Here is an 18,391-nt window from a genome sequence, read left to right as displayed (position 1 = left end):
CTCCGCCGCCTCCGCCGAAGCCCCCGCCGCCGCCGAATCCGCCACCGAAGCCTCCGCCACCCCCGCCGCCGCGAAGAACACTGTTGATCAGAATGCCGCCGAGCACTGCGCCGGCGATGTTGCCGCCGCCGCTGCCGCCGCCGCGAGGACCGTGACGATTCTCCCAGTTCTGGACATCGGACTGGGCGATCTGCGATGCGCGCGAGGCCAATTGGCTGGCAGCGTGAGCATGCTTGAGGGCTTCGTCGGGGTTGTCCTGGCCCAGCTGCCGAGCCGCGCCGAGGTGGCGTTCGGCCTCGGACAGGCGCGTTCTGGCGTCGGCCCCCACACCGCCACGGCGGGTCGAGATGTAGTCCGCGGCCGCGGTGATCTGCGCCTGAGCGGCCGCGATATCGCGATCCAGACGGGCCCGCAGTTGGTCCTCGGCAGCCTTGTCCGCCGAGGCCTCGTCGACGATCTTCTCGAGTTCGGCGTCGGCCGCCGCGAGCGCGGTGTAACTGCCGAGAGGGTCCGAGGACTGCGCCGTCTCGGCGTTCTTCAGAGCCGCCTGCGCCGCCGTCATGGCCGATTGCAGTTCGGCCCCACCGTGTTCGGCCAAACCACGCGCCTGCTCGATGTCGCGGCGAACGTCCGCGATGGCGTCGGGCAGGGTGGCGATGGCATGCCGGATGTCGTCTCGCGCATGGTCGACGCCGTCGAGCAGGGTCTTGGCCTGATCGACGGCTCGTTCGGCCGTTCGAATGGCGGTCACAGCAGGTCCCTGCTTACCGGGCGGGAGTGCTGCCGCCTTGCGGCCGGCCTCGATGTTGTCCTCGGCCAGGGCCATTCGGTCCTTGGCCATCGTGACGTTGTCTGCGATCGAGGCCAGGGCGGAGGCGGCGAATTCCGAATGCAGCTGCGCGAGAACCGACTCGGATTGCGGAATTCTCACCGTCAAGCCGACGACCGCCTGGGTCAGCTCGTCGAGGTGGGCGTCTGCGTTCATCACGAGATCGCGGAACCCGTCGAATTCCTCCACCCGCGAATCGAGTTCGCGATCGGCCTGGCCACAGGAGGAGATGATCTCGACGAGCATCGCGCGACGCTGATCGGGAGTTTCCGGAATGGCGTCGTCGAGGCGTTGGCGGATCTCGAAGGCGGACGCGAGGGCCCGTTTGGCGTTGTCGTGGGCGGCGATGAAGGGTGCGGCCGCAGAATCTCCGAACTCTCCACGAGCGAGGTTCAATTCCTCTTCGCTGGCGCGTACTGCATTGTCGGTCTCGACCAGGATTTCCTTGGCACGGGTGTCGAGTACGTCTATGGGGAAGGCGGCCAGTGCGGCCGGATCGCTCGGGTCGATCTTCGCCACGGCCTCGACCTCGGCGGCGACGCGGGCCTTCTTGCGCCGCGACGAGTAGACGACGGCTCCGCCACCGGCCACGGCCAGTACGCCGACGCCGATCAGCAGGGGTGCGGACGAGCCGCCGCTGCCGCTCGAGGCATACGCGTCGCCGAGCGCACCCGCTGCTGCGATGGCCGCACCGGACCAATCTTCTTCGCGCAGTGCGGGTTCGACGTCATTGACCCGAATATCTTCCTGCTCGGACGAGGTGATCTGCGACAGTCCGGTGTTCACACCGAGGTAGTACGAACGGTCCACGGTCGCCACCGCGAGCAGAACGTCGCGCTGCCCGAGATCGCTCCTCGATGCAGTCTGCTCGGCCCAGCTCGCCGCCGACATGTTGTCGAAGTCCGCGACGTACGTGACCCACAACCGAAGCTGGCTGCTGCCGTAGAGGTCGTCGACGGAGGTCTGTACCTCGGCCATCGAGTCGGGGTCGAGTGCCTGGACGTTGTCGGTGATCTGCGTGGGCAGGCGCGACGGAGCCTCTGCTGAGGCGACCCCCGGCGCGAGCAGGACCGCCGCGAACAGGGTCAGGGCACCCACGGCGGCGAGACGACGAAATCGATGGACCGAGCTTCGGGCGTCTGACTTTCGAACGACTGTGGCGCTGCTGTGCCGCCGGTGCTGGACTGCCATGCGCTGAAATCTACCGGCTGGGCGGCGAGGAGATCGAGCAGGTCGATGTGGATGCATGACAGTTGTCACCTCGTAATCGTGACGCTCGAACGAGGTCGACGCTGCTCGATCGCAGCAGAGTGATTCCCATGACCACAACGAAGGCAGTCGAACTGCGAAACGTCACCAAGACCTACGGCTCGGTCCGGGCGGTCGACGGGCTCAGCCTGTCCATCGAACCGGGCGAGGTCGTCGCATTTCTCGGACCGAACGGAGCGGGAAAGACGACCACCATCGACATGATGCTCGGCCTGGCGACACCCACCACCGGGTCGGTGTCGGTGTTCGGGGGAACACCCGCCGACGCGATCGCCCAGGGCCGCATCTCGGCCGTCATGCAGACCGGCGGTCTGCTTCGCGACCTGACCGTCCGAGAAACCGTCGAGCTGACGTCGGCACTGTTCGCCCGCACACGGTCGGTGAAGGAAGTCCTCACCCGGGCCGGCATCGCCGACATCGGAGATCGGCGAGTGGCCAAATGCTCCGGGGGACAGCAGCAGCGACTGCGATTCGCGCTGGCACTGCTACCCGATCCGGACCTGCTGGTGCTCGACGAGCCGACCACCGGAATGGACGTCGAAGGACGTCGCGACTTCTGGAACGCCATTCGCCAGGACGCCAGCACCGGCCGAACGGTGCTGTTCGCAACGCACTACCTCGACGAGGCCGACGCGTACGCGGACCGCATCGTTCTGGTGCGGCACGGCAAGATCGTCGCCGACGGCAGCGCCGCCGAGGTGAAGAACCTGGCGGCAGGGCGCACCGTCACCGCCACACTGCCCGGCGTCGACCAGTCGGTGTTGCTGGCTCTGCCGGGAGTGGACCGCGTCGACACACGTGGCGACCGGGTGATCGTCCACGGACGCGACTCCGACGCGGTGGCCCGGTACCTGCTCAACGACGCACACGCGACCGATCTCGAAATCGTCTCGCGCAACCTCGAGGACGCATTCCTCGCCCTGACCACCGACTCCGAAAACAACCTCGCCGGGAGCATCCGATGACCACGACCACGCAGTCCACAACCACCCGCACATCCGGCAGAGCCGTTGCCTGGGGCGGATTCTCGACCACGTTTCTCGGACTCGAAATCCGCAGACTGTTCCGAAACAAGCGCACGCTGATCTTCACGTTGGTCATGCCGCCGGTGTTCTTCGTCATCTTCGGCACGCAGTCGGACTACCGCACCGACTATCCCTTTGCGCACGGCAACGTCACCGGTTACATCGCCATCAGCATGGCCGTCTACGGAGCGATGCTGGCAACGACCAGCGGGGGAGCGATGGTATCGGTCGAGCGGGCACAGGGGTGGAGCCGACAGCTTCGCCTGACGCCGCTCAGGCCCGTCGCCTACATCGTCACCAAGGTGCTCGTGGCCATGACGATGGGCGCGGCCTCGATCGTGGTGGTGTTCGTCGTCGCGAAGTTCCTCGGGGCGGACATGCCGATCTGGGTGTGGATCGTCAGCGGCCTGATCGGCTGGATCGGCTCGGCGGTGTTCGCCGCGTTCGGACTGTTCATGGGCTACCTGCTGCCCTCGGAGAACGTGATGCAGATCCTCGGACCCGTGCTCGCGTTCCTGGCGCTGGCAGGCGGACTCTTCGTTCCCCTCGGTGACAGCGGCTGGTTCCCGATGTTGGCCCAGTTCACCCCGCTCTACGGCTTGGCTACCGTGTCCCGGGCCGCGTTCGCCGGGACCGAAACCGGAACGTTGCTGGTCGCCGTGATCAATCTGGTGGTGTGGGCGACAATCTTCGTCACAGGCGCGGCGATGCTGTTCCGGAGAGACACCAAGCGTGCCTGAGACCGAAACCACTGATCGTGTCGCCCACAGGGATACCGTGGGCGACATGACCACGTTGACCGCCGATCTCCCCGAGGGCCGGGTCTGGCGGTACGGCTGGATGTTCGGAGCCATCTGGCTCATCTATCTGATCTATCCGTTGAACGAGATTCTGTCTCTGGAATCCGTGCCGGACCGGGTCTTCGGGATCGTCGTGATTCTCGGCTTCGGTGTCGTGTTCACATCCACCTTCTGGCGTTTCCGCAACGGACACCGCCGAGGACATCCACTGCCGAGGTCGCAGGCATGGATCGCGCTCGGGGTGATGGTGGCCCTGACTTTCGCGATGAGTGCCTTGGTCGGTACCACCGGTTTCGGCGCGACCGTCTACATAGCGGTGCTGGCGATGATGACCCTGCCGGTCCGGCAGGCCTGGGCGTTGGTGGCGGCGATGGTGGTGACCGTCGAAGCGGCTCCACGTTTCGTCGATTCCTGGGAGCCCGACAACTTCTTCGCCTTCCAGCTGCTGATCAGCGCGGCCGCGGCATGGGGAATCACTCAGGTCTTCCAGCGCAATCACGAATTGGCCGTGGCCAGGCAACAATTGGCAGACCTGGCCATCGTGGCCGAACGCGAGCGCATGAGCCGGGACGTGCACGACATCCTCGGTCATTCCCTGACCGTCATCACCGTCAAGAGCGAACTGGCCGGCAGGCTCATCGAGATCGACCCCGCCCGAGCGGCCGTCGAGATCGCCGAACTGGAAACCCTTGCCCGGCAAGCACTTGCCGATGTGCGCAGCACCGTCGGGCGCATGCGACAGGTCGACATCGGATCCGAGTTGGCCAGTGCACGAACCGCATTGACCGCTGCGGGAATCGATGCCGATCTTCCCGATGACGCCGACGTGGTGCCACTGCGACATCGAGAACTGTTCGGTTGGGTGATCCGGGAGGCGGTGACCAATGTGGTCCGCCACTCGAGCGCACGACATTGCCGAGTGACGCTGACGGCGTCGACCATCTCCATCGTCGACGACGGAGTGGGACCGGCAGACAAGGATTCCGGCGGCAACGGTCTGCGGGGTCTGGGAGAACGAGTGGCCACCGCGGGTGGTGCACTGACGATCGCCCGGGTGCCGACCGGTGGTTTCAGGGTGGAGGTACACGGTGAATAGGACGCAGGCGCAATGACCATCACACTCCTGCTGGCGGACGACCAAGCCCTGGTGCGGGGAGCGCTGGCAGCTCTGCTGGGGCTCGAACAGGATCTCGACGTCGTCGCCGAGGTGGGACGCGGGGACGAGGTCGCCGCTGCCGTTCTCGAACATCGACCCGACGTCGTCCTGCTCGACATGGAGATGCCCGGCAAGAACGGTATCGAGGTCACCGCCGAACTGGCCCTGATCGCACCGGAGTCGAGAGTGCTGATCGTCACCACATTCGGGCGACCCGGCTACCTGCGGCGCGCGATCGATGCGGGTGCGTCGGGTTTCGTGGTCAAGGACACCCCAGCCAAGCAGTTGGCCGACGCCGTTCGGCGCGTGCACATGGGGCTTCGCGTGGTCGATCCGACGCTGGCGACCGAAACCCTCACCGACGGCGTCTCTCCACTGACGGCCCGAGAGCAGGAGGTTCTCCGGGCGGCCGCCAAGGGCGGGACGGCGGGATCCATCGCTGCTCAGGTCCACCTCTCGGAGGGCACAGTACGCAATCATCTGTCGTCGGCCATCGGTAAGACCGGCACCACTACCCGGGCCGAGGCGGTACGGGTGGCCGAGGACAGAGGGTGGCTGTAGGTCGTTCGGGGCGCGCCGTGACCACGCCGACGAGCAGGCCTGGCAAACTCGAGGGGTGAATTCAACTCTCGACCGAGATTCGTACGGAGATCCGTACGACGATCGGTATGCCCCGGACCCCGGTCCCGAGCGCCTGGGCTTCTTCGGAACGCTCGGACGCTGGACCGGTCGGCTCGTCGCGGGAGTGGTGCTGATGTCGCTGGTGCTGGTCGCGGGAACAGCAGTGCGGGTGTGGCAGGTAGCGCGCATCGACGACTATTCCAAGGCGGACGCCATCGTGGTGCTCGGTGCCGCGCAGTACAGCGGCACCCCCTCGACGGTGTTCGAGGCACGACTGTCCCAGGCCGCGTCGCTGTACGAGCAGGGTATAGCCCCCGAGATCGTCACCGTCGGTGGCAAGCAGGAGGGGGACCTGTTCACCGAGGCCGCATCGGGCCGCAACTATCTGATCGATCAGGGCGTTCCCGCCGACGCCATCGTTGCCGTCGAGACCGGCTCGGACACACTGGAGAGCATCGAGGCCGTGAGCAACACCCTGCGCGAGCAGGGCAAGTCGTCGGTGGTGTTGGTCAGCGATCCGTGGCATTCACTTCGCACCCGAACCATGGCGCGCGACGCGGGCCTGGACGCCTGGACCTCGCCGACGCGCACCGGTCCGGCTGTCTACACCAGAGAATCCCAGGCGCACGGAATCGCCAGGGAGACAGGCGCTCTGCTGTGGTATCAGCTGACCCACTTCACCGCGGACTTCTCCTACACGGCAGGCCAGTAGATGACCGGCACGTACTCGGCCCACGACGTCGAACGATTCGTCCCCGAACCGCCCAAGACCGCGGGACTGCGGGCCGGGGCAGACAACGCCTCGCACCGAAGCGCCTTCGCGCGCGATCGAGCGCGCGTGTTGCACTGCGCCGCACTGCGCAGGCTCGCCGACAAGACCCAGGTCACCGGACCGCGAGACGGAGACACCCCACGCACGCGGTTGACGCACTCGCTCGAAGTTGCCCAGATCGGCCGCAGCATCGCCGAAGGACTCGGCAGCGATCCCGATCTGGTGGACCTGGCCGGGCTGGCGCACGACATCGGCCACCCGCCGTACGGGCACAACGGCGAACGCGCCCTCGACGAAGTGGCCCAGGATTGCGGTGGGTTCGAGGGCAACGCGCAGAACCTGCGCATTCTCACCGGACTCGAGCCGAAGATCCTCGATGCCGACGGTCGCAGCGTCGGGCTCAACCTGACCCGAGCCTCGCTCGATGCCGCCACCAAGTACCCCTGGATCCGACCAGCCCCGGGCGCGAAATTCGGTGCCTACGACGACGACTCCGCCATTCTGGGTTGGGTGCGTGACGGTGCCCCGGACAAACACAAGTGCCTCGAAGCGCAGAGCATGGACTGGTCCGACGACGTGGCGTACTCGGTGCACGACGTCGAGGACGGTGTGATCGACGCTCGAATCGACCTGCGGGCGCTGTCCGATCCGATCGAGCGACGCGCCCTCGCAGAACTCGGCGTCTCCGAATTTCGCGGACTCGATGTCGACGAACTGATCGAGGCCGCGGATCGCCTGTCGAGGATGCCCGTCGTGGTCGCGGTCGGACGCTACGACGGAACTCTCGCCGCATCGGTGGCGCTCAAGCACATGACCAGTGAACTCGTCGGCCGCTTCGCCACCGCCGCCATCGAGGGCACGCACGAGAAGTACGGCACCGCGCCGTTGAGTCGCTACGACGCCGATCTCGTGGTGCCGTCGATCGTCGGCTCGGAGGTTGCGCTGCTCAAGACCATGGCCCTGCGGTACGTGATGTCCGACGCCGGACACAAGATCCGCCAGGAGCGTCAGCGCGATCGCATCCACCGCGTCGCCGAGTGGTTGATGCGCTCGGCTCCGGGCGAGCTGGACCCCATCCTGGTGCCCGCCTGGCAGCGGGCCGACAGCGATGCCGAACGGACCCGAGTGGTCGTCGACCAGATCGCGTCGTACACCGAGAGCCGACTCGAACTGATCGACAAGCGTTCGCTCGGAGCTCAGGCCAGCTGGGGCTGACCGCTCCGCGACCGAATGTGGGTAGGTCCGGATCGGGACTAGACTGCCCTTCGTGGCCGGCCGAATTCCTGAACGCGACATCGCCGCCATTCGCGAACGCACACGGATCGAAGACATAGTCGGCGACTACGTCTCTCTCAAGCGCGCGGGCGGCGACTCCATGAAGGGGTTGTGCCCCTTCCACGACGAGAAATCTCCGTCGTTCCATGTCCGACCCAACCACGGTCACTATCACTGCTTCGGCTGCGGCGAGGGCGGTGACGCCTACTCCTTCCTTCAGAAGATCGAGCACATCTCCTTCGTCGAGGCCGTCGAGCAATTGGCCGATCGGTTGAACTACTCGATCTCCTACGAGGGCGGAGGGCCGTCGGTTCAACGTGACCGCGGCACCCGAGCACGCCTGATCGCCGCGAACGCTGCCGCGCAGGAGTTCTACGCGGGCAGGCTCGGAGGTCCCGACGCCCAGACCGCGCGGGACTACCTCACCGAACGCAACTTCGACGGCCACGCCGCCCTGGCCTACGGCTGCGGATACGCGCCCGACGGCTGGGACACCCTCACCAAACACCTGCTGGGCAAGGGCTTCGAGGCCAAGGAAATAGTCGACGCGGGGCTGGCGACACCCGGTAAGCGGGGGACGCCGATCGATCGCTTCCGGCGTCGGCTGGTGTGGCCCATTCGCAGTCAGAGCGGCGACGTCATCGGCTTCGGCGCGCGCAAGCTGTTCGACGACGACACTATGCCGGGTAAGTACATCAACACCCCGGAAACGATGCTGTACAAGAAGTCTCAGGTGTTGTTCGGCCTCGATCTGGCGCGCAAGGAGATCGCGAAATCGCATCAGGCCGTCATCGTCGAGGGCTACACCGACGTGATGGCGATGCACCTGGCAGGCGTCAAGACTGCGGTGGCGTCCTGCGGAACCGCATTCGGCGAGGATCACCTGGCGATGCTGCGTCGATTGATGATGGACGACAGCTACTTTCGCGGCGAAGTGATCTACACCTTCGACGGCGACGAGGCCGGCCAGGCCGCCGCGATGAAGGCATTCGAGGGTGATCAGAAGATCGCCGGTCAGACGTTCGTCGCCGTCGCGCCGGACGGAATGGACCCGTGCGATCTGCGCCTGAAATCCGGCGACAACGCCGTTCGCGATCTCGTGGCCAGGCGCACCCCGATGTTCGCTTTCGTCGTCAAATCGCTGCTGCGAGAACATGATCTCGATACGCCTGAGGGGCGCGTCGAAGCATTGAAGCGAACCGTCCCCGTGGTCGCCCGCATCAAGGATGCGTCGCTGCGGGACGAGTACGCGCGGCAGCTCGCCGGCTGGACCGGGTGGGACGACACCGCGATGGTGCTCGCCCGCGTGCGCGACGAGGCGAAGAAGGGTGCCCGAGGCGACTCGAGTGGAAAACGCGTGCCGTTCGAGAAGCGTCAGGCAGCGCCCGCCGAAGCCCCCGCCGGGCCGCCGCGCCCCAATCCCACCGATCCGTCCCTGTGGCCGCAACGGGAAGCGCTCAAGGCGGTATTGCAGATGCCCGCGATGGCAGGAACGGTGTTCGATTCGCTCCCGCCGGAAAGCTTCCATCACCCGGCGTACGCGGCTGTGCGCGACGCAGTGGCCGCTGCCGGCGGCACCGCTGCCGGGCTGGGCGGAGGGGAGTGGGTCGACGCCGTGGCCAAACAGGCCAAGGACGCCGTTGTCGTGTCGTTGGTCACCGAGCTCGCCGTCGACCCGATGCGCGTGGCCGACGACGCCCTCACCCGCTACATCTCGGGCGTGCTCGCACGACTCCAGGAGGTATGGGTCGGCCAACAGGTGGCGGAACTCAAATCGAAACTGCAGCGCATGTCGCCGGTGGAGAAGCCCGACGACTACAACGCGCTGTTCGGCGACCTCATCGCCCTCGAGCAGTACCGCCGCAGTCTGCTCGAGCTCGCCGTCGGGAGTGTGGCCGAGGTCGGTTAGCGCCGCAGCTGATCGCGGGGAACGAAGACCTGGGTCTCGTCGTCGATCGGCTTCATCGGTTCCAGTCGTGGCTGGGTGTTCAGGGAATCGGACAGCTTCTGACGGCCGACCTCGATCGCCTTCTTGGTGGCCGGGCTCGACGCGACGGCGCTCGCCGTCTTGCGAATCTGCTCGTACCGGCCACGTCCCGCCTTGGCACCGAGTACGTAAGCAGCTCCGGCCGCCAGTACCAAACGAATCATCAGTAGGTCCTCCCATAGGGCGTGCGGCTGTTCTTCCATCTTGCCCGACGAACCTCGAGCAGGGCGATTTGGTACTCGGCAGAACCCGATTTGGTAGTAGCAAGGGGGTGTGCGCTATTGTTTCCAACGGCTCGCACGAGAGTGTGACGCCGCGAGGTAATCCCCCATAGCTCAATTGGCAGAGCATTCGACTGTTAATCGAAGGGTTCCTGGTTCGAGTCCAGGTGGGGGAGCGATGAGCCCCCGTTCGGATCTCCATCCGGGCGGGGGCTTTCTGCTACCGCCGTCCCGTGTTCGATCCATGCGAGCCGCACACCCGTACGCAAGGCCCACAGCCGCAAGGGTGCCTTCCCGATTTTCGTTCGGCCGTTGATCCAGCGGCTGATCGTTTCGCGCGTGACCCCGAGGTAGTCGGCCATCTCTGTGACGCTGACGTCGCTATGCGCCAAGGCCTTCTTCAACCGGTCGGACATATCGAACTGCGGGTCGATTACCCCATCGTTCTGAAAGTCGTTACTTGTTGTCATCGCGGAGCCTCCGACCCTTCGGCTGAAAATCATTCTGGAACTGCTCGTCGCGCCCAAGCGCGCGCTTCTTCATGCGGTCCGCGCGGGCCTGAGCCCGCCGTGTCTCCCTGCTCGACTCGCGCTTTGTTGCGCTGTTGAGCGGTCCGTGATTCAGGAGATGGTCCCCCGACTTGTCTGCCATGCCGAGAATCGTGTCACAAGGTTGTGCGAGCCGCAAGTGCGGGCATAAGCGCTGACTAGGCGATATTAGTCACAACGTTGACATATGTCGTTATGCGTGAGAATGTCACAACGTGACATCAGCCGAGGAGTTCATGCCGACCACGGATGTGTGTCAGTTCCTCGAAGTAACCCCGTCGGCAGTTTCCCGGATGGTTGCTCGAGGCTCACTGATCCCCGCCGTGAAGGCCCCGGGAAACCGCGGGGCGTTCATGTTTCGCCGCCGCGACATCGAGGCGTTCAAGTCGAAACGTGACCGCCGGCGGGCGCGTACCGCTACCACTTCTGGAAGTCGAGGAAACCCATGATTGCTTTGCAGCGCAACCGATCTCCGCGCAGTCTCGCGCTGTGGCTGCTGGCGATCTGCGTGGTCGGATCGGCGTCGTGGGTGCTGATTCTGTGGGCGTTCATGCTCGCGGGCGCTGCTTTGCGGAGCTGGCTGTGACCGCGCCCGCAGATCCCGACTCGACATCGGTGACCATCCAACATCCCGATCGCACGCTGGTGATCGCCGGGGCCGAGAAGGTTGTTTGGTTCTCGCCTCGCAGCGCGCCGCACGCTGAGGTTGGGCTGGTGATATCTGAGGACGGAACCGTTGAGCTCCTACTCGGCGACGGTCACGCGCACTTGTCACAGCGCGGTCTTGAGAAGTACCAGGACCTGCTGCGAAGCCTGAGCGAGATTGTCAGGAACGACCAGTTCAGGGTCCGAGTCGAGGGAGGTCAGTCATGACGATCAATCCCGTTCAGCGGCAACGGTTCCTGTTGTCCCCGGAGAAACGTCGGTTCGACAAGGGCGGGTTACCTGGTGTCGATGTTCGCGAGCAGAAAGACAACGAGCGTCAGCGTGCGCAGGACGTTCGGGACGCGGCCCGCCTGGCGACGCTGTGGATGCGGGATGCGATCCGTGCGATCGAGGACCTGGACTACGTCGATCGAGTTGGCATGCTTGCCGAGGGTGCTGATCGGATCGATGCCGTTGCCGCAGAACTGAACAGACGGCTGGAGCGGTTGAGGCGCGCCTTACGTGAGGTGCTCACCGTCGCAGCAGATCCGTCTCCCTACATCTCGCACGGTGATATCGAGGCGAACGTCGAAACGCTGATGACGCGCAGTCCCGCCGAAACGGTCACGGTCTATGTCAACAAAGTGGCCGAGCAATTCCAACACCTCACGGGAAACGATGCGCTCCGTACGGAGCCGGATGTTCCGAAGCCTGGCCAGCATCTCAAGAGCCGCCCGTCGGGGAAACCTGCCGGGCTGTCTGACCGTCACGGTGGCGCGCTGAATCCCACTGCGGCCCCTGACGGTTCAGGCCCCGGTGGTGGCGGCTGACCGGCCCCCCGGGTCGCCGCCACCACCGGTATCCACCTACCTCGACCGACAAGTAACGGGCCCCGCATTGCCCGCGAGGCCCGTCTACTCACCAGAAGAATCGAGTGAATCCTGATGAGCACCAGCAACAATACCCCCGACGATCTGTCCGGCCCTGCATTCGCCGCGCAGCTCGCCTACGACCGGTACATCCCGGCCGCAGCGACCCCGACTGACCGGCCACACGGTGTCGAGCTCCTCGTCCCGCACATCAACGACGCCGGCAAGACCGTCTACACGGTGTACCCCTGCCGAGTCGTCTACCGCGGTGAGGTCGACGGACTGCACCTGTGGCAGGCCGTCAACGACCGGTGGATGAAACCCGGCGACAAGCTCCGCGTCGCGTACCTCCCGCCGCGCTCGGAGATCACCGGGCCACCGGTCGCAGCCCCGGCGGTGGCACATGGCTGACACCGCGTGCGTCGGCGTCATCAACGGCCGCCGCGCAGTCCGAATGGCTCGCGAGGCGAAGCGCGCGCAGCTGATCGACAACGCCGAACTGATCCGCCGGGCAGCGAAGTCCGCCGTCGACCAGCTCGCCGACACCGACGTCGACCGTGATCAACACAAGCTCATCACCCACATCGCATACCAACTCAGCCTGCTCGAGGGTGTCCTCGAAAACGTAGCGGAGGCATGACATGTCCGACATGAAAGTGATCGTGTCCGAGGTCAACGCGAAGCGTGGCCTGGTCAACGAGCGGTACTTCATACAGGTCGATGCTGTCGACAAGAAGTCGCCACTCGGCAAGGCGGTCGTCGAGCAATCACCGCAGGGCAGCAGTGACACACCGATCAGCGAGGTCACCGCCGACGCACTCCCGAAGCACGTCCGCGACGCCCTGTACTTGTGGCTGGCATCGGTCGAGGTGATGGCGTCATGACCGCTGAACGCATTGCCTACGTCCTGATCGCAGCCGCCGCTGTTTGCGGCTACCTCGCGATGCGGCTGATCTGCACACTCGTGATCGCAGCTGGGTGGTACGTCTCGTGAACGATGACCTGCCACCGTCGGTTCGCTGCCGACTCCGCGTCTACATGGTGTTCATCGTCGTGCTGGTGGCGTTGCTGGTCGCCGCGTCGCTCTACCCGCTGGTCGGTGGTGCGTGATGCCGTTCCTGACCGATAGATCAACGTTCGAGTACTTCACCGCGCCGTGCCGGACATCAGATGCCCGGGTGGCGTTCTCGATAGAGGTCGATGGCACGCGCTTTGACCTTTTTGGCCTCGACAATGTCAGTTACCACTTCGTCGCGCGCGTCGAGAACGATCCACCCTCCGAGGTGTATGGCGCATTGAACCGCGCGTTGGAGGTAGTCGGTGTCGAGGGCACTGTCTTCCCCCTGGTAATCAGCGCGGAGGACCGAGAAGCCATCTTCGCCGGGGATGTAGAGGGCGAAGCGTGTGCTTACGCCGTCTTCGCCCGAAAGCTCGGAAACAAGGGCGGCGTGACCGGCCAGGCGGGCGGTGGCGTCGAGGGCCTTGATCAGACTGGCGACGATGTGAGGCTTGGCGTCGAGTCTGTTTCCGTCGTTACCGATGAACAGTCGGGCATACCGCATGGGATTGTTCCCCTCTCTCGGATGGGTGCTCGACCCAGCAGAACACATCGCCGATATCAGCAGGTGCCGAAGCAGGTCGACGCAATCGTGTGGACCGGCGACAACTTCGTCGACATGCTGAAGTTCGTCTTGGACGAGAACGTCGCCAAGCGTGGTGACCGGTTCTACATCGAGCCTCTCGACGAGCCGTCGATGTTCGCGGTGCCGGGTGACTATGTGGTCCGCGATGCGGCCGGCAAGTACCAGTGCATTCCGGCGATCGAGTTCCAGTCCGGCTACGCCGTGGTGGTGTCGCTGTGAAGCGCCTCGACCATCCGGAACGATTCGAGCAGGCACTCGCCGGACATCTCCCCGGTGAAGCGCTGTCGCCGTACGACCGCCGCGTATTGGTGTCCACACTCGTCGGCCGCTGCATGACCGACCGCGAGATTGCCGAGCATACGAAGTGGACGGACTACACGGTCGTCCGGATCCGCGAGCACCTCGGCCTCGAATCTGTACACCCTGCCCCAGACGTCCCTGAGGCAGCAGGAGCGGACCGCATTCCGTGCCTTCTGTGCGACGAGATCACCGCTGTGACAACTGAATCGGCACGCCACGGAATGTGCCCCGAGTGTGCACCGGTGATGGCGCAGACCCGGGCCACCGTCCGTCGCCACCGAGTGCTCGTCGGCGCTCGTGCACGGACCGGCTGAACGAGAGGAAGGAGGAACGCGGGCTGTGGCGAGCGAATGCAAGGACTGTCACGCACCGGTGCATTGGTGCAAGTCGATGTCGCGGGAGGACCGATGGATACCGGTGGACATCTCACCGGACCCGGAACTCGGCACCGTCCGCAAGCACTTCTCCGGACCGATCAACGGCCGCGCCGTGTACGCGGAAGTCCTCAAAGGCTCCGACCTCGACGCCGCCCGCGCCGACGGGGAGCGCCTGTGGATTCGCCACTCCGAGATCTGCACCGCCCGTAAGCCGTACAACCCCCGCCCCGCTCACGTCCAACTCGATCTGCCGAACAGAACCTGACCACCCGTCCGCAACATGCCAGGAGCGCACACGATGACCACCACACAGACCGACACCACCGAGGTCCGCGAGACCATCCTCGAACACCTACGACCTACCGCGATCGTCCCGCACCCGAAAAACCCTCGCACCGACCTCGGTGACGTGACCGAGCTCGCCGAATCCATCAAGGGCCAGGGCGTCCTCGAACCGTTGATAGTGACTCCCGCGAAGGCGAAGGGGAAGTACACGCTCATCGCCGGGCATCGCCGTCACGCGGCCGCGAAGCGAGCGGTACTGAAGACGGTGCCGTGCATCGTCCGGTTCGACCTCGCTGGCGACGACCGGGCACAGCTCGAAGTGATGCTGACCGAGAACCTGCACCGCTCCGACCTCAACGTCGTGGAGGAGGGCAACGCGTACCAGTCGCTGCTCGAGTTCGACGACGTCAACCTCAAGACCCTTGCCTCGCAGACCGGTCACAAGCAGAAGACCATCAGGGACCGCATCAAGCTGGCGAATGCGCCGCAGTCGGTGCGCGACAGGCTCGTCGCCCGTCAGGTGACGATCGAGGATGCGCTCGCGCTCACCGAGTTCGCCGACGACCAGCCGGTGTACGACCGCCTCGCTCTCTTTCTCGGTACCCCGAACTTCGCGTTCAACGTCGAGCAGGCACGCAAGGACAGGGACTGGCTCAAGCGCGAAGCGAAGATCGTGAAGGAGCTGACCGACAAAGGGATTCGTGTGGCCACCGACGACGCACTCGACGAGGAGGCCGACGCCGCTACCGATGCGGCGGAAACCGACCCCGCCGTCGTCACCTTCGATTGGATCGAAGCCCAGAACGAGGATGAGATTCCAGACGGTGCAGAGCGCGTCGCTCTGACCGACCGGAACGTCGAATCCGGGTACGTGTGGAAGTACAAGCAGTTCTTCCCCGGCTCCGGCGGTGATGACACCGACTCATCGGGCAAGCCGATCAAACCCGCCGTCGAGACGGGGGCGCAGGCACAGGCGCGGGAGGAGCGAGAGCGCAAGGCCAAGCTCGAAGAGGACCTGCGGACCGCGGCGACCGTGCGCCGCCGTTTCCTCGCCAAGGCTGCCGCCGAAAGCAACTCCGACTTCGCTGTCCGGTGCCTACGCCTGTACGTGATGGACCACTCCACCCGATCCGGATACACGAAGTCCGCAGCGATGGAACTGCTCGGCGTGCCGCCCATGACGAAAGACGACGACGAGAACGACCACGCCGAGATCGAACGGCACGTCAACAAGATGAGCCTGACGCAGTTGGCGGTCTCCGTGTACCTGCTCGACAACGTCCTCCAAGAAGACGGCCTCCTCAAAAGCTTTCAGTGGGAACGCAAGCCCTACCCGGCGCTGGACGCATGGCACCACGACCTCACCGAGGTCTTCGGATACGAGTACTCCGACGTCGAGCAGGGTCTGCTGACCGCTCGCGATGCGGCTGCGGCCGATGCACAGGAGTAGCAGGTGGACTCCGCCGCTCTCACTGCCGCACAGCAGTGGTTCCTCTCCCTCCCTCCGGAGCGACAGGTCGGTCTCCACCGTTACATCGCGGGCAAGGAAGCGGCCCCGCACACCGAAGTCGAAGGCCAACTCTCAATTCCCATCCCCGGGCAACGACATCACCGATCAGGAAGGACGTAGGCCATGAGCGACGTCATCATCACCGTCGGCACTGCCGACCTCCGCGCGGCCCTGTCCTCGGTCGTCGTCCACGCCGGCAACGACGAACACCTTCCGACATACACCCGCGTCCGGATGCTCGTAGACCCGGTCAACCTATGGGTCATGGCCACTGACCGTTTCTCGATGGGTCAGGCGATCGTGTCGATCTGGGAGCAAGTCGAACCGGGCCTCGCGACAATCGATGTTCTGCCGGAGGACGTGAAGAAGATCCTCTCGATCTTCAAGGCGGGCAAAGAGAAGGCCGACTCGGACGCACCCGAGTTCCAGGTGCGTATCGAGGCCGATGACGAGTTCGTGACCCTCGTCGACTGCGCGGGCTTCGTCGATGGCCGCTCGTACAAGATCCCACGGCTGCCGACCGACGAGCAGTTCCTCGACATCCCGAAGATGATCTCGCGATCCCATTTCTCCGCACCCGTGTTGATCGAGGAGCTCGCCGTCGACGGCCCGCGGTTCGCTCGATTCGCTGTTGCAGCCTCCGCCTACCTGAAGCCGTTGCTGCTCGAATCCCACACAGGGTTCCGCTCGTTGCTGATCCGTGCGGGGGAGTCGTTCCTGGGGTTGCTGATGCCCCTCAACATCGGCGAAGAAGACGCGGCCCGGAACAAAGAGTGGTCGGTGGCATGGTCATCCCGCCTCCCTGAGCCCGCGTACAGCAGCAACAACCACGATGAGGCGGCGAGCTGAATGAACGACCTACACACTTTGACAACGACGCCGGACTTCTACGGCTTCTACGCCGCCATGGAATCCCCGGAGGTCACCAGCGACATGAGAGTGATCATCACCTGCCGAGGCATCGGCGAACCGTACGGCACCAACAGTCTGTCCGCCGTCACAAAGAACCTCGACCCCAAGAAGTACGTCATCATCGAACTGGTCTGGTCGGCCGACTTCGGGCCCGTGCCCCGCTGGAACGGGAATAGCTTCACCACCAACGTCATGCACGCCGAACAGGCGTTGCTCGATCTGATTCGCAAGTTCCCCGGCGCGATCCTGCTCGGCTACTCCGGTGGCGCAGAAGTTGCCGGCAACGTCGCCGCCCAGATAGGCGAAGGCTTGCAGCCGGGACTGACTATCCGCGCCGTCGTTCTCATCTCCGACCCGTCCCGCCACAAGAGCCAGATCATCGGCGTCAACCGCGGCGGCCAAGGCATCCTCGGTGGCCGGTACATCAAGTCCGACCGGTTCCAGGTGCTGCAGTTCTCCGCACCCGGCGACCCCATCTCGGAACTCCCCGAAGGTAACGCCCTCGCAGACCTCGCGCAGCTGATCACCAGCCTGTCACTCGTCGACGTACCGGCGTGGATGGAAGACCTCCGCCGCAAAGCACTCAAAGGTGCACTCCAAATCTGGAAGAGATCCGGCGTCGACTGGTGGAACGCATACAAGTGGTCACTCGGCTACACCGCCCACGGCCGCCACACCTGCTACCTGCACGAGAAGATGCAGGGCGAGTCGGTCACCTATGCCGAGCGCGCAGCGTCGATGATCGCCGGTGTCCGATGACCTGGCCGGTGACGCACGTGTACCGCAGCACCGCAACCGATCTCGTCCAAGCGCTCACTGTGGCGGCGAAGCGGCGTGAGAACTTCAAGTCCGAGTGCGACGACTGGGCCGATACCTACCCGATGGATTCTGTGGACCGCGATTATCAGGTCCGATACGACGGCGTCACCCTGGACCGCTGGTTCGCGGGATTCGAGTACGCAGAAGGTGACGACACCCGATACCGACGCAAGGCCGCCGAGGCACCGCACCCGGGATGGAAGTTCAACCGCCGTATCGGATGCTGGGTAGCTGACCCGCGTACCGAAGCAGGTAAAGCGCTCGGCCGGTCGATGCCCTATGTGAAGGGACCGGCGTCGATTGCAGAGAAGATCACCGGTCTGCCCACCATGATCACCGTCGGCGAAACCGGTGACGGCGGCTTCTCGTGCACGTCAGCGTTCATCACAGTCGCGGACGGCGTCGTCAGTGCGGCATGCCCCGGCGACCCATTCGATAAGCGCGGTCCAAATCCCAGGGGTCAATTCGCGAACTACTGGACACCCGTGAAGCTGTCCGACTACTACGCCGAACAGGGGCTCTGATTCG

At 64.9% G+C, this 18,391-nt stretch carries 24 protein-coding genes and 1 tRNA gene; 22 read left to right on the top strand and 3 right to left on the bottom strand.

Features of this window, described 5'->3' with window-relative positions; all coding sequences use genetic code 11:
* The coding region (locus CH249_RS14330; protein ID WP_256988311.1) for a YgcG family protein at positions 1 to 1,927 on the bottom strand (1,927 nt) is incomplete at its 3' end.
* A gap of 221 nt (positions 1,928 to 2,148) precedes the next feature.
* Here CH249_RS14330 and CH249_RS14325 point away from each other — a divergent pair.
* From CH249_RS14325 to dnaG, 7 genes are read left to right on the top strand one after another with little or no spacing between them, the layout of a single operon-like run.
* Positions 2,149 to 3,063, top strand: a complete 915-nt coding sequence (locus CH249_RS14325; RefSeq protein ID WP_094628765.1) for an ABC transporter ATP-binding protein — start codon at positions 2,149 to 2,151, stop codon at positions 3,061 to 3,063.
* Positions 3,060 to 3,863, top strand: a complete 804-nt coding sequence (locus CH249_RS14320) for an ABC transporter permease (RefSeq protein ID WP_094657784.1) — start codon at positions 3,060 to 3,062, stop codon at positions 3,861 to 3,863. The genes CH249_RS14325 and CH249_RS14320 overlap by 4 nt, the downstream gene beginning before the upstream one ends.
* Positions 3,864 to 3,909: 46 nt before the next feature.
* Positions 3,910 to 5,019: a sensor histidine kinase gene (locus tag CH249_RS14315; protein WP_094681904.1), complete on the top strand. Its 1,110-nt coding sequence runs from the start codon at positions 3,910 to 3,912 to the stop codon at positions 5,017 to 5,019.
* Between the two features lie 12 nt (positions 5,020 to 5,031).
* Entirely contained in the window at positions 5,032 to 5,640 is a 609-nt protein-coding gene (locus CH249_RS14310; protein ID WP_094681897.1) for a response regulator transcription factor, read from the top strand.
* Between the two features lie 55 nt (positions 5,641 to 5,695).
* Entirely contained in the window at positions 5,696 to 6,412 is a 717-nt protein-coding gene (locus tag CH249_RS14305; protein ID WP_094628771.1) for a YdcF family protein, read from the top strand.
* Entirely contained in the window at positions 6,413 to 7,687 is a 1,275-nt protein-coding gene (locus CH249_RS14300; RefSeq protein ID WP_094628773.1) for a deoxyguanosinetriphosphate triphosphohydrolase, read from the top strand.
* 52 nt (positions 7,688 to 7,739) lie between these two features.
* Positions 7,740 to 9,656 (top strand): DNA primase, encoded by a 1,917-nt coding sequence (gene dnaG / locus CH249_RS14295; protein ID WP_094681898.1) that lies wholly within the window; start codon positions 7,740 to 7,742, stop codon positions 9,654 to 9,656.
* Here dnaG and CH249_RS14290 read toward each other — a convergent pair.
* Entirely contained in the window at positions 9,653 to 9,898 is a 246-nt protein-coding gene (locus tag CH249_RS14290) for a hypothetical protein (protein ID WP_032394749.1), read from the bottom strand. The genes dnaG and CH249_RS14290 overlap by 4 nt on opposite strands.
* A 160-nt stretch (positions 9,899 to 10,058) precedes the next feature.
* Between CH249_RS14290 and CH249_RS14285 the strand changes: the two genes are divergently transcribed.
* Positions 10,059 to 10,131: transfer RNA gene (locus CH249_RS14285), tRNA-Asn, on the top strand.
* Here the strand turns inward: CH249_RS14285 and CH249_RS28770 are convergent.
* The gene (locus CH249_RS28770) at positions 10,093 to 10,371 is read right to left on the bottom strand and encodes a helix-turn-helix domain-containing protein (protein ID WP_373454423.1); all 279 of its coding nucleotides are present in this window, start codon (positions 10,369 to 10,371) and stop codon (positions 10,093 to 10,095) included. The genes CH249_RS14285 and CH249_RS28770 overlap by 39 nt on opposite strands.
* A 368-nt stretch (positions 10,372 to 10,739) precedes the next feature.
* On the opposite strand from CH249_RS28770, the gene CH249_RS28765 reads away from it, so the two are divergent.
* From CH249_RS28765 to CH249_RS14205, 14 genes are all read left to right on the top strand, one after another.
* A complete protein-coding gene (locus tag CH249_RS28765; protein WP_373453501.1) occupies positions 10,740 to 10,952 on the top strand; it encodes a helix-turn-helix domain-containing protein in 213 nt (70 codons plus the stop codon).
* Positions 10,949 to 11,089: a hypothetical protein gene (locus CH249_RS27945; protein ID WP_179273116.1), complete on the top strand. Its 141-nt coding sequence runs from the start codon at positions 10,949 to 10,951 to the stop codon at positions 11,087 to 11,089. Before CH249_RS28765 ends, CH249_RS27945 begins: the two co-directional genes overlap by 4 nt.
* The gene (locus CH249_RS14265) at positions 11,086 to 11,376 is read left to right on the top strand and encodes a hypothetical protein (protein ID WP_143544475.1); all 291 of its coding nucleotides are present in this window, start codon (positions 11,086 to 11,088) and stop codon (positions 11,374 to 11,376) included. The genes CH249_RS27945 and CH249_RS14265 overlap by 4 nt, the downstream gene beginning before the upstream one ends.
* Entirely contained in the window at positions 11,373 to 11,978 is a 606-nt protein-coding gene (locus CH249_RS14260; RefSeq protein WP_094681902.1) for a hypothetical protein, read from the top strand. Before CH249_RS14265 ends, CH249_RS14260 begins: the two co-directional genes overlap by 4 nt.
* Before the next feature lie 114 nt (positions 11,979 to 12,092).
* Positions 12,093 to 12,428, top strand: a complete 336-nt coding sequence (locus tag CH249_RS14255; protein ID WP_094682354.1) for a hypothetical protein — start codon at positions 12,093 to 12,095, stop codon at positions 12,426 to 12,428.
* Positions 12,421 to 12,657, top strand: a complete 237-nt coding sequence (locus CH249_RS14250) for a hypothetical protein (protein ID WP_094682355.1) — start codon at positions 12,421 to 12,423, stop codon at positions 12,655 to 12,657. Before CH249_RS14255 ends, CH249_RS14250 begins: the two co-directional genes overlap by 8 nt.
* Before the next feature lies 1 nt (position 12,658).
* Complete coding sequence (locus CH249_RS14245; protein ID WP_094682356.1) at positions 12,659 to 12,901, top strand: hypothetical protein; 243 nt, start codon at positions 12,659 to 12,661, stop codon at positions 12,899 to 12,901.
* A 225-nt stretch (positions 12,902 to 13,126) separates the two neighbouring features.
* On the top strand, positions 13,127 to 13,879 hold the full coding sequence (locus CH249_RS27605; RefSeq protein ID WP_143544474.1) for a hypothetical protein: 753 nt from the start codon (positions 13,127 to 13,129) through the stop codon (positions 13,877 to 13,879).
* On the top strand, positions 13,876 to 14,274 hold the full coding sequence (locus CH249_RS14230; protein WP_094682359.1) for a hypothetical protein: 399 nt from the start codon (positions 13,876 to 13,878) through the stop codon (positions 14,272 to 14,274). The genes CH249_RS27605 and CH249_RS14230 overlap by 4 nt, the downstream gene beginning before the upstream one ends.
* A gap of 76 nt (positions 14,275 to 14,350) precedes the next feature.
* Positions 14,351 to 14,602, top strand: a complete 252-nt coding sequence (locus CH249_RS14225) for a hypothetical protein (protein ID WP_143544472.1) — start codon at positions 14,351 to 14,353, stop codon at positions 14,600 to 14,602.
* Positions 14,603 to 14,635: 33 nt separating this feature from the next.
* The gene (locus tag CH249_RS14220; RefSeq protein ID WP_179273117.1) at positions 14,636 to 16,072 is read left to right on the top strand and encodes a ParB/RepB/Spo0J family partition protein; all 1,437 of its coding nucleotides are present in this window, start codon (positions 14,636 to 14,638) and stop codon (positions 16,070 to 16,072) included.
* 183 nt (positions 16,073 to 16,255) lie between these two features.
* On the top strand, positions 16,256 to 16,981 hold the full coding sequence (locus tag CH249_RS14215) for a hypothetical protein (protein ID WP_094698951.1): 726 nt from the start codon (positions 16,256 to 16,258) through the stop codon (positions 16,979 to 16,981).
* Positions 16,982 to 17,803: a hypothetical protein gene (locus CH249_RS14210; protein WP_094683355.1), complete on the top strand. Its 822-nt coding sequence runs from the start codon at positions 16,982 to 16,984 to the stop codon at positions 17,801 to 17,803.
* Positions 17,800 to 18,387 (top strand): hypothetical protein, encoded by a 588-nt coding sequence (locus tag CH249_RS14205; RefSeq protein ID WP_094683356.1) that lies wholly within the window; start codon positions 17,800 to 17,802, stop codon positions 18,385 to 18,387. The genes CH249_RS14210 and CH249_RS14205 overlap by 4 nt, the downstream gene beginning before the upstream one ends.
* Positions 18,388 to 18,391: the final 4 nt, after the last annotated feature.

The sequence above is a fragment of the Rhodococcus sp. 05-2255-3B1 genome (genome assembly GCF_002258545.1).
Lineage (GTDB): Bacteria > Actinomycetota > Actinomycetes > Mycobacteriales > Mycobacteriaceae > Rhodococcoides.
The sequence above is the reverse complement of the archived record's forward strand: the minus strand, read 5'-3'. Positions and strand labels throughout refer to the sequence as shown.

Excerpts from the sequence above, each read along its gene's own strand:
- CH249_RS14325 (WP_094628765.1), top strand. The coding sequence starts at position 2,149 with ATGACCACAACGAAGGCAGTCGAACTGCGAAACGTCACCAAGACCTAC.
- CH249_RS14320 (WP_094657784.1), top strand. The coding sequence starts at position 3,060 with ATGACCACGACCACGCAGTCCACAACCACCCGCACATCCGGCAGAGCC.
- CH249_RS14315 (WP_094681904.1), top strand. The coding sequence starts at position 3,910 with ATGACCACGTTGACCGCCGATCTCCCCGAGGGCCGGGTCTGGCGGTAC.
- CH249_RS14310 (WP_094681897.1), top strand. The coding sequence starts at position 5,032 with ATGACCATCACACTCCTGCTGGCGGACGACCAAGCCCTGGTGCGGGGA.
- CH249_RS14300 (WP_094628773.1), top strand. The coding sequence starts at position 6,413 with ATGACCGGCACGTACTCGGCCCACGACGTCGAACGATTCGTCCCCGAA.
- CH249_RS14290 (WP_032394749.1), bottom strand. The coding sequence starts at position 9,898 with ATGATTCGTTTGGTACTGGCGGCCGGAGCTGCTTACGTACTCGGTGCC.
- CH249_RS28770 (WP_373454423.1), bottom strand. The coding sequence starts at position 10,371 with ATGTCCGACCGGTTGAAGAAGGCCTTGGCGCATAGCGACGTCAGCGTC.
- CH249_RS28765 (WP_373453501.1), top strand. The coding sequence starts at position 10,740 with ATGCCGACCACGGATGTGTGTCAGTTCCTCGAAGTAACCCCGTCGGCA.
- CH249_RS27945 (WP_179273116.1), top strand. The coding sequence starts at position 10,949 with ATGATTGCTTTGCAGCGCAACCGATCTCCGCGCAGTCTCGCGCTGTGG.
- CH249_RS14260 (WP_094681902.1), top strand. The coding sequence starts at position 11,373 with ATGACGATCAATCCCGTTCAGCGGCAACGGTTCCTGTTGTCCCCGGAG.
- CH249_RS14255 (WP_094682354.1), top strand. The coding sequence starts at position 12,093 with ATGAGCACCAGCAACAATACCCCCGACGATCTGTCCGGCCCTGCATTC.
- CH249_RS14250 (WP_094682355.1), top strand. The coding sequence starts at position 12,421 with ATGGCTGACACCGCGTGCGTCGGCGTCATCAACGGCCGCCGCGCAGTC.
- CH249_RS14245 (WP_094682356.1), top strand. The coding sequence starts at position 12,659 with ATGTCCGACATGAAAGTGATCGTGTCCGAGGTCAACGCGAAGCGTGGC.
- CH249_RS27605 (WP_143544474.1), top strand. The coding sequence starts at position 13,127 with ATGCCGTTCCTGACCGATAGATCAACGTTCGAGTACTTCACCGCGCCG.
- CH249_RS14225 (WP_143544472.1), top strand. The coding sequence starts at position 14,351 with ATGTCGCGGGAGGACCGATGGATACCGGTGGACATCTCACCGGACCCG.
- CH249_RS14220 (WP_179273117.1), top strand. The coding sequence starts at position 14,636 with ATGACCACCACACAGACCGACACCACCGAGGTCCGCGAGACCATCCTC.
- CH249_RS14215 (WP_094698951.1), top strand. The coding sequence starts at position 16,256 with ATGAGCGACGTCATCATCACCGTCGGCACTGCCGACCTCCGCGCGGCC.
- CH249_RS14210 (WP_094683355.1), top strand. The coding sequence starts at position 16,982 with ATGAACGACCTACACACTTTGACAACGACGCCGGACTTCTACGGCTTC.
- CH249_RS14205 (WP_094683356.1), top strand. The coding sequence starts at position 17,800 with ATGACCTGGCCGGTGACGCACGTGTACCGCAGCACCGCAACCGATCTC.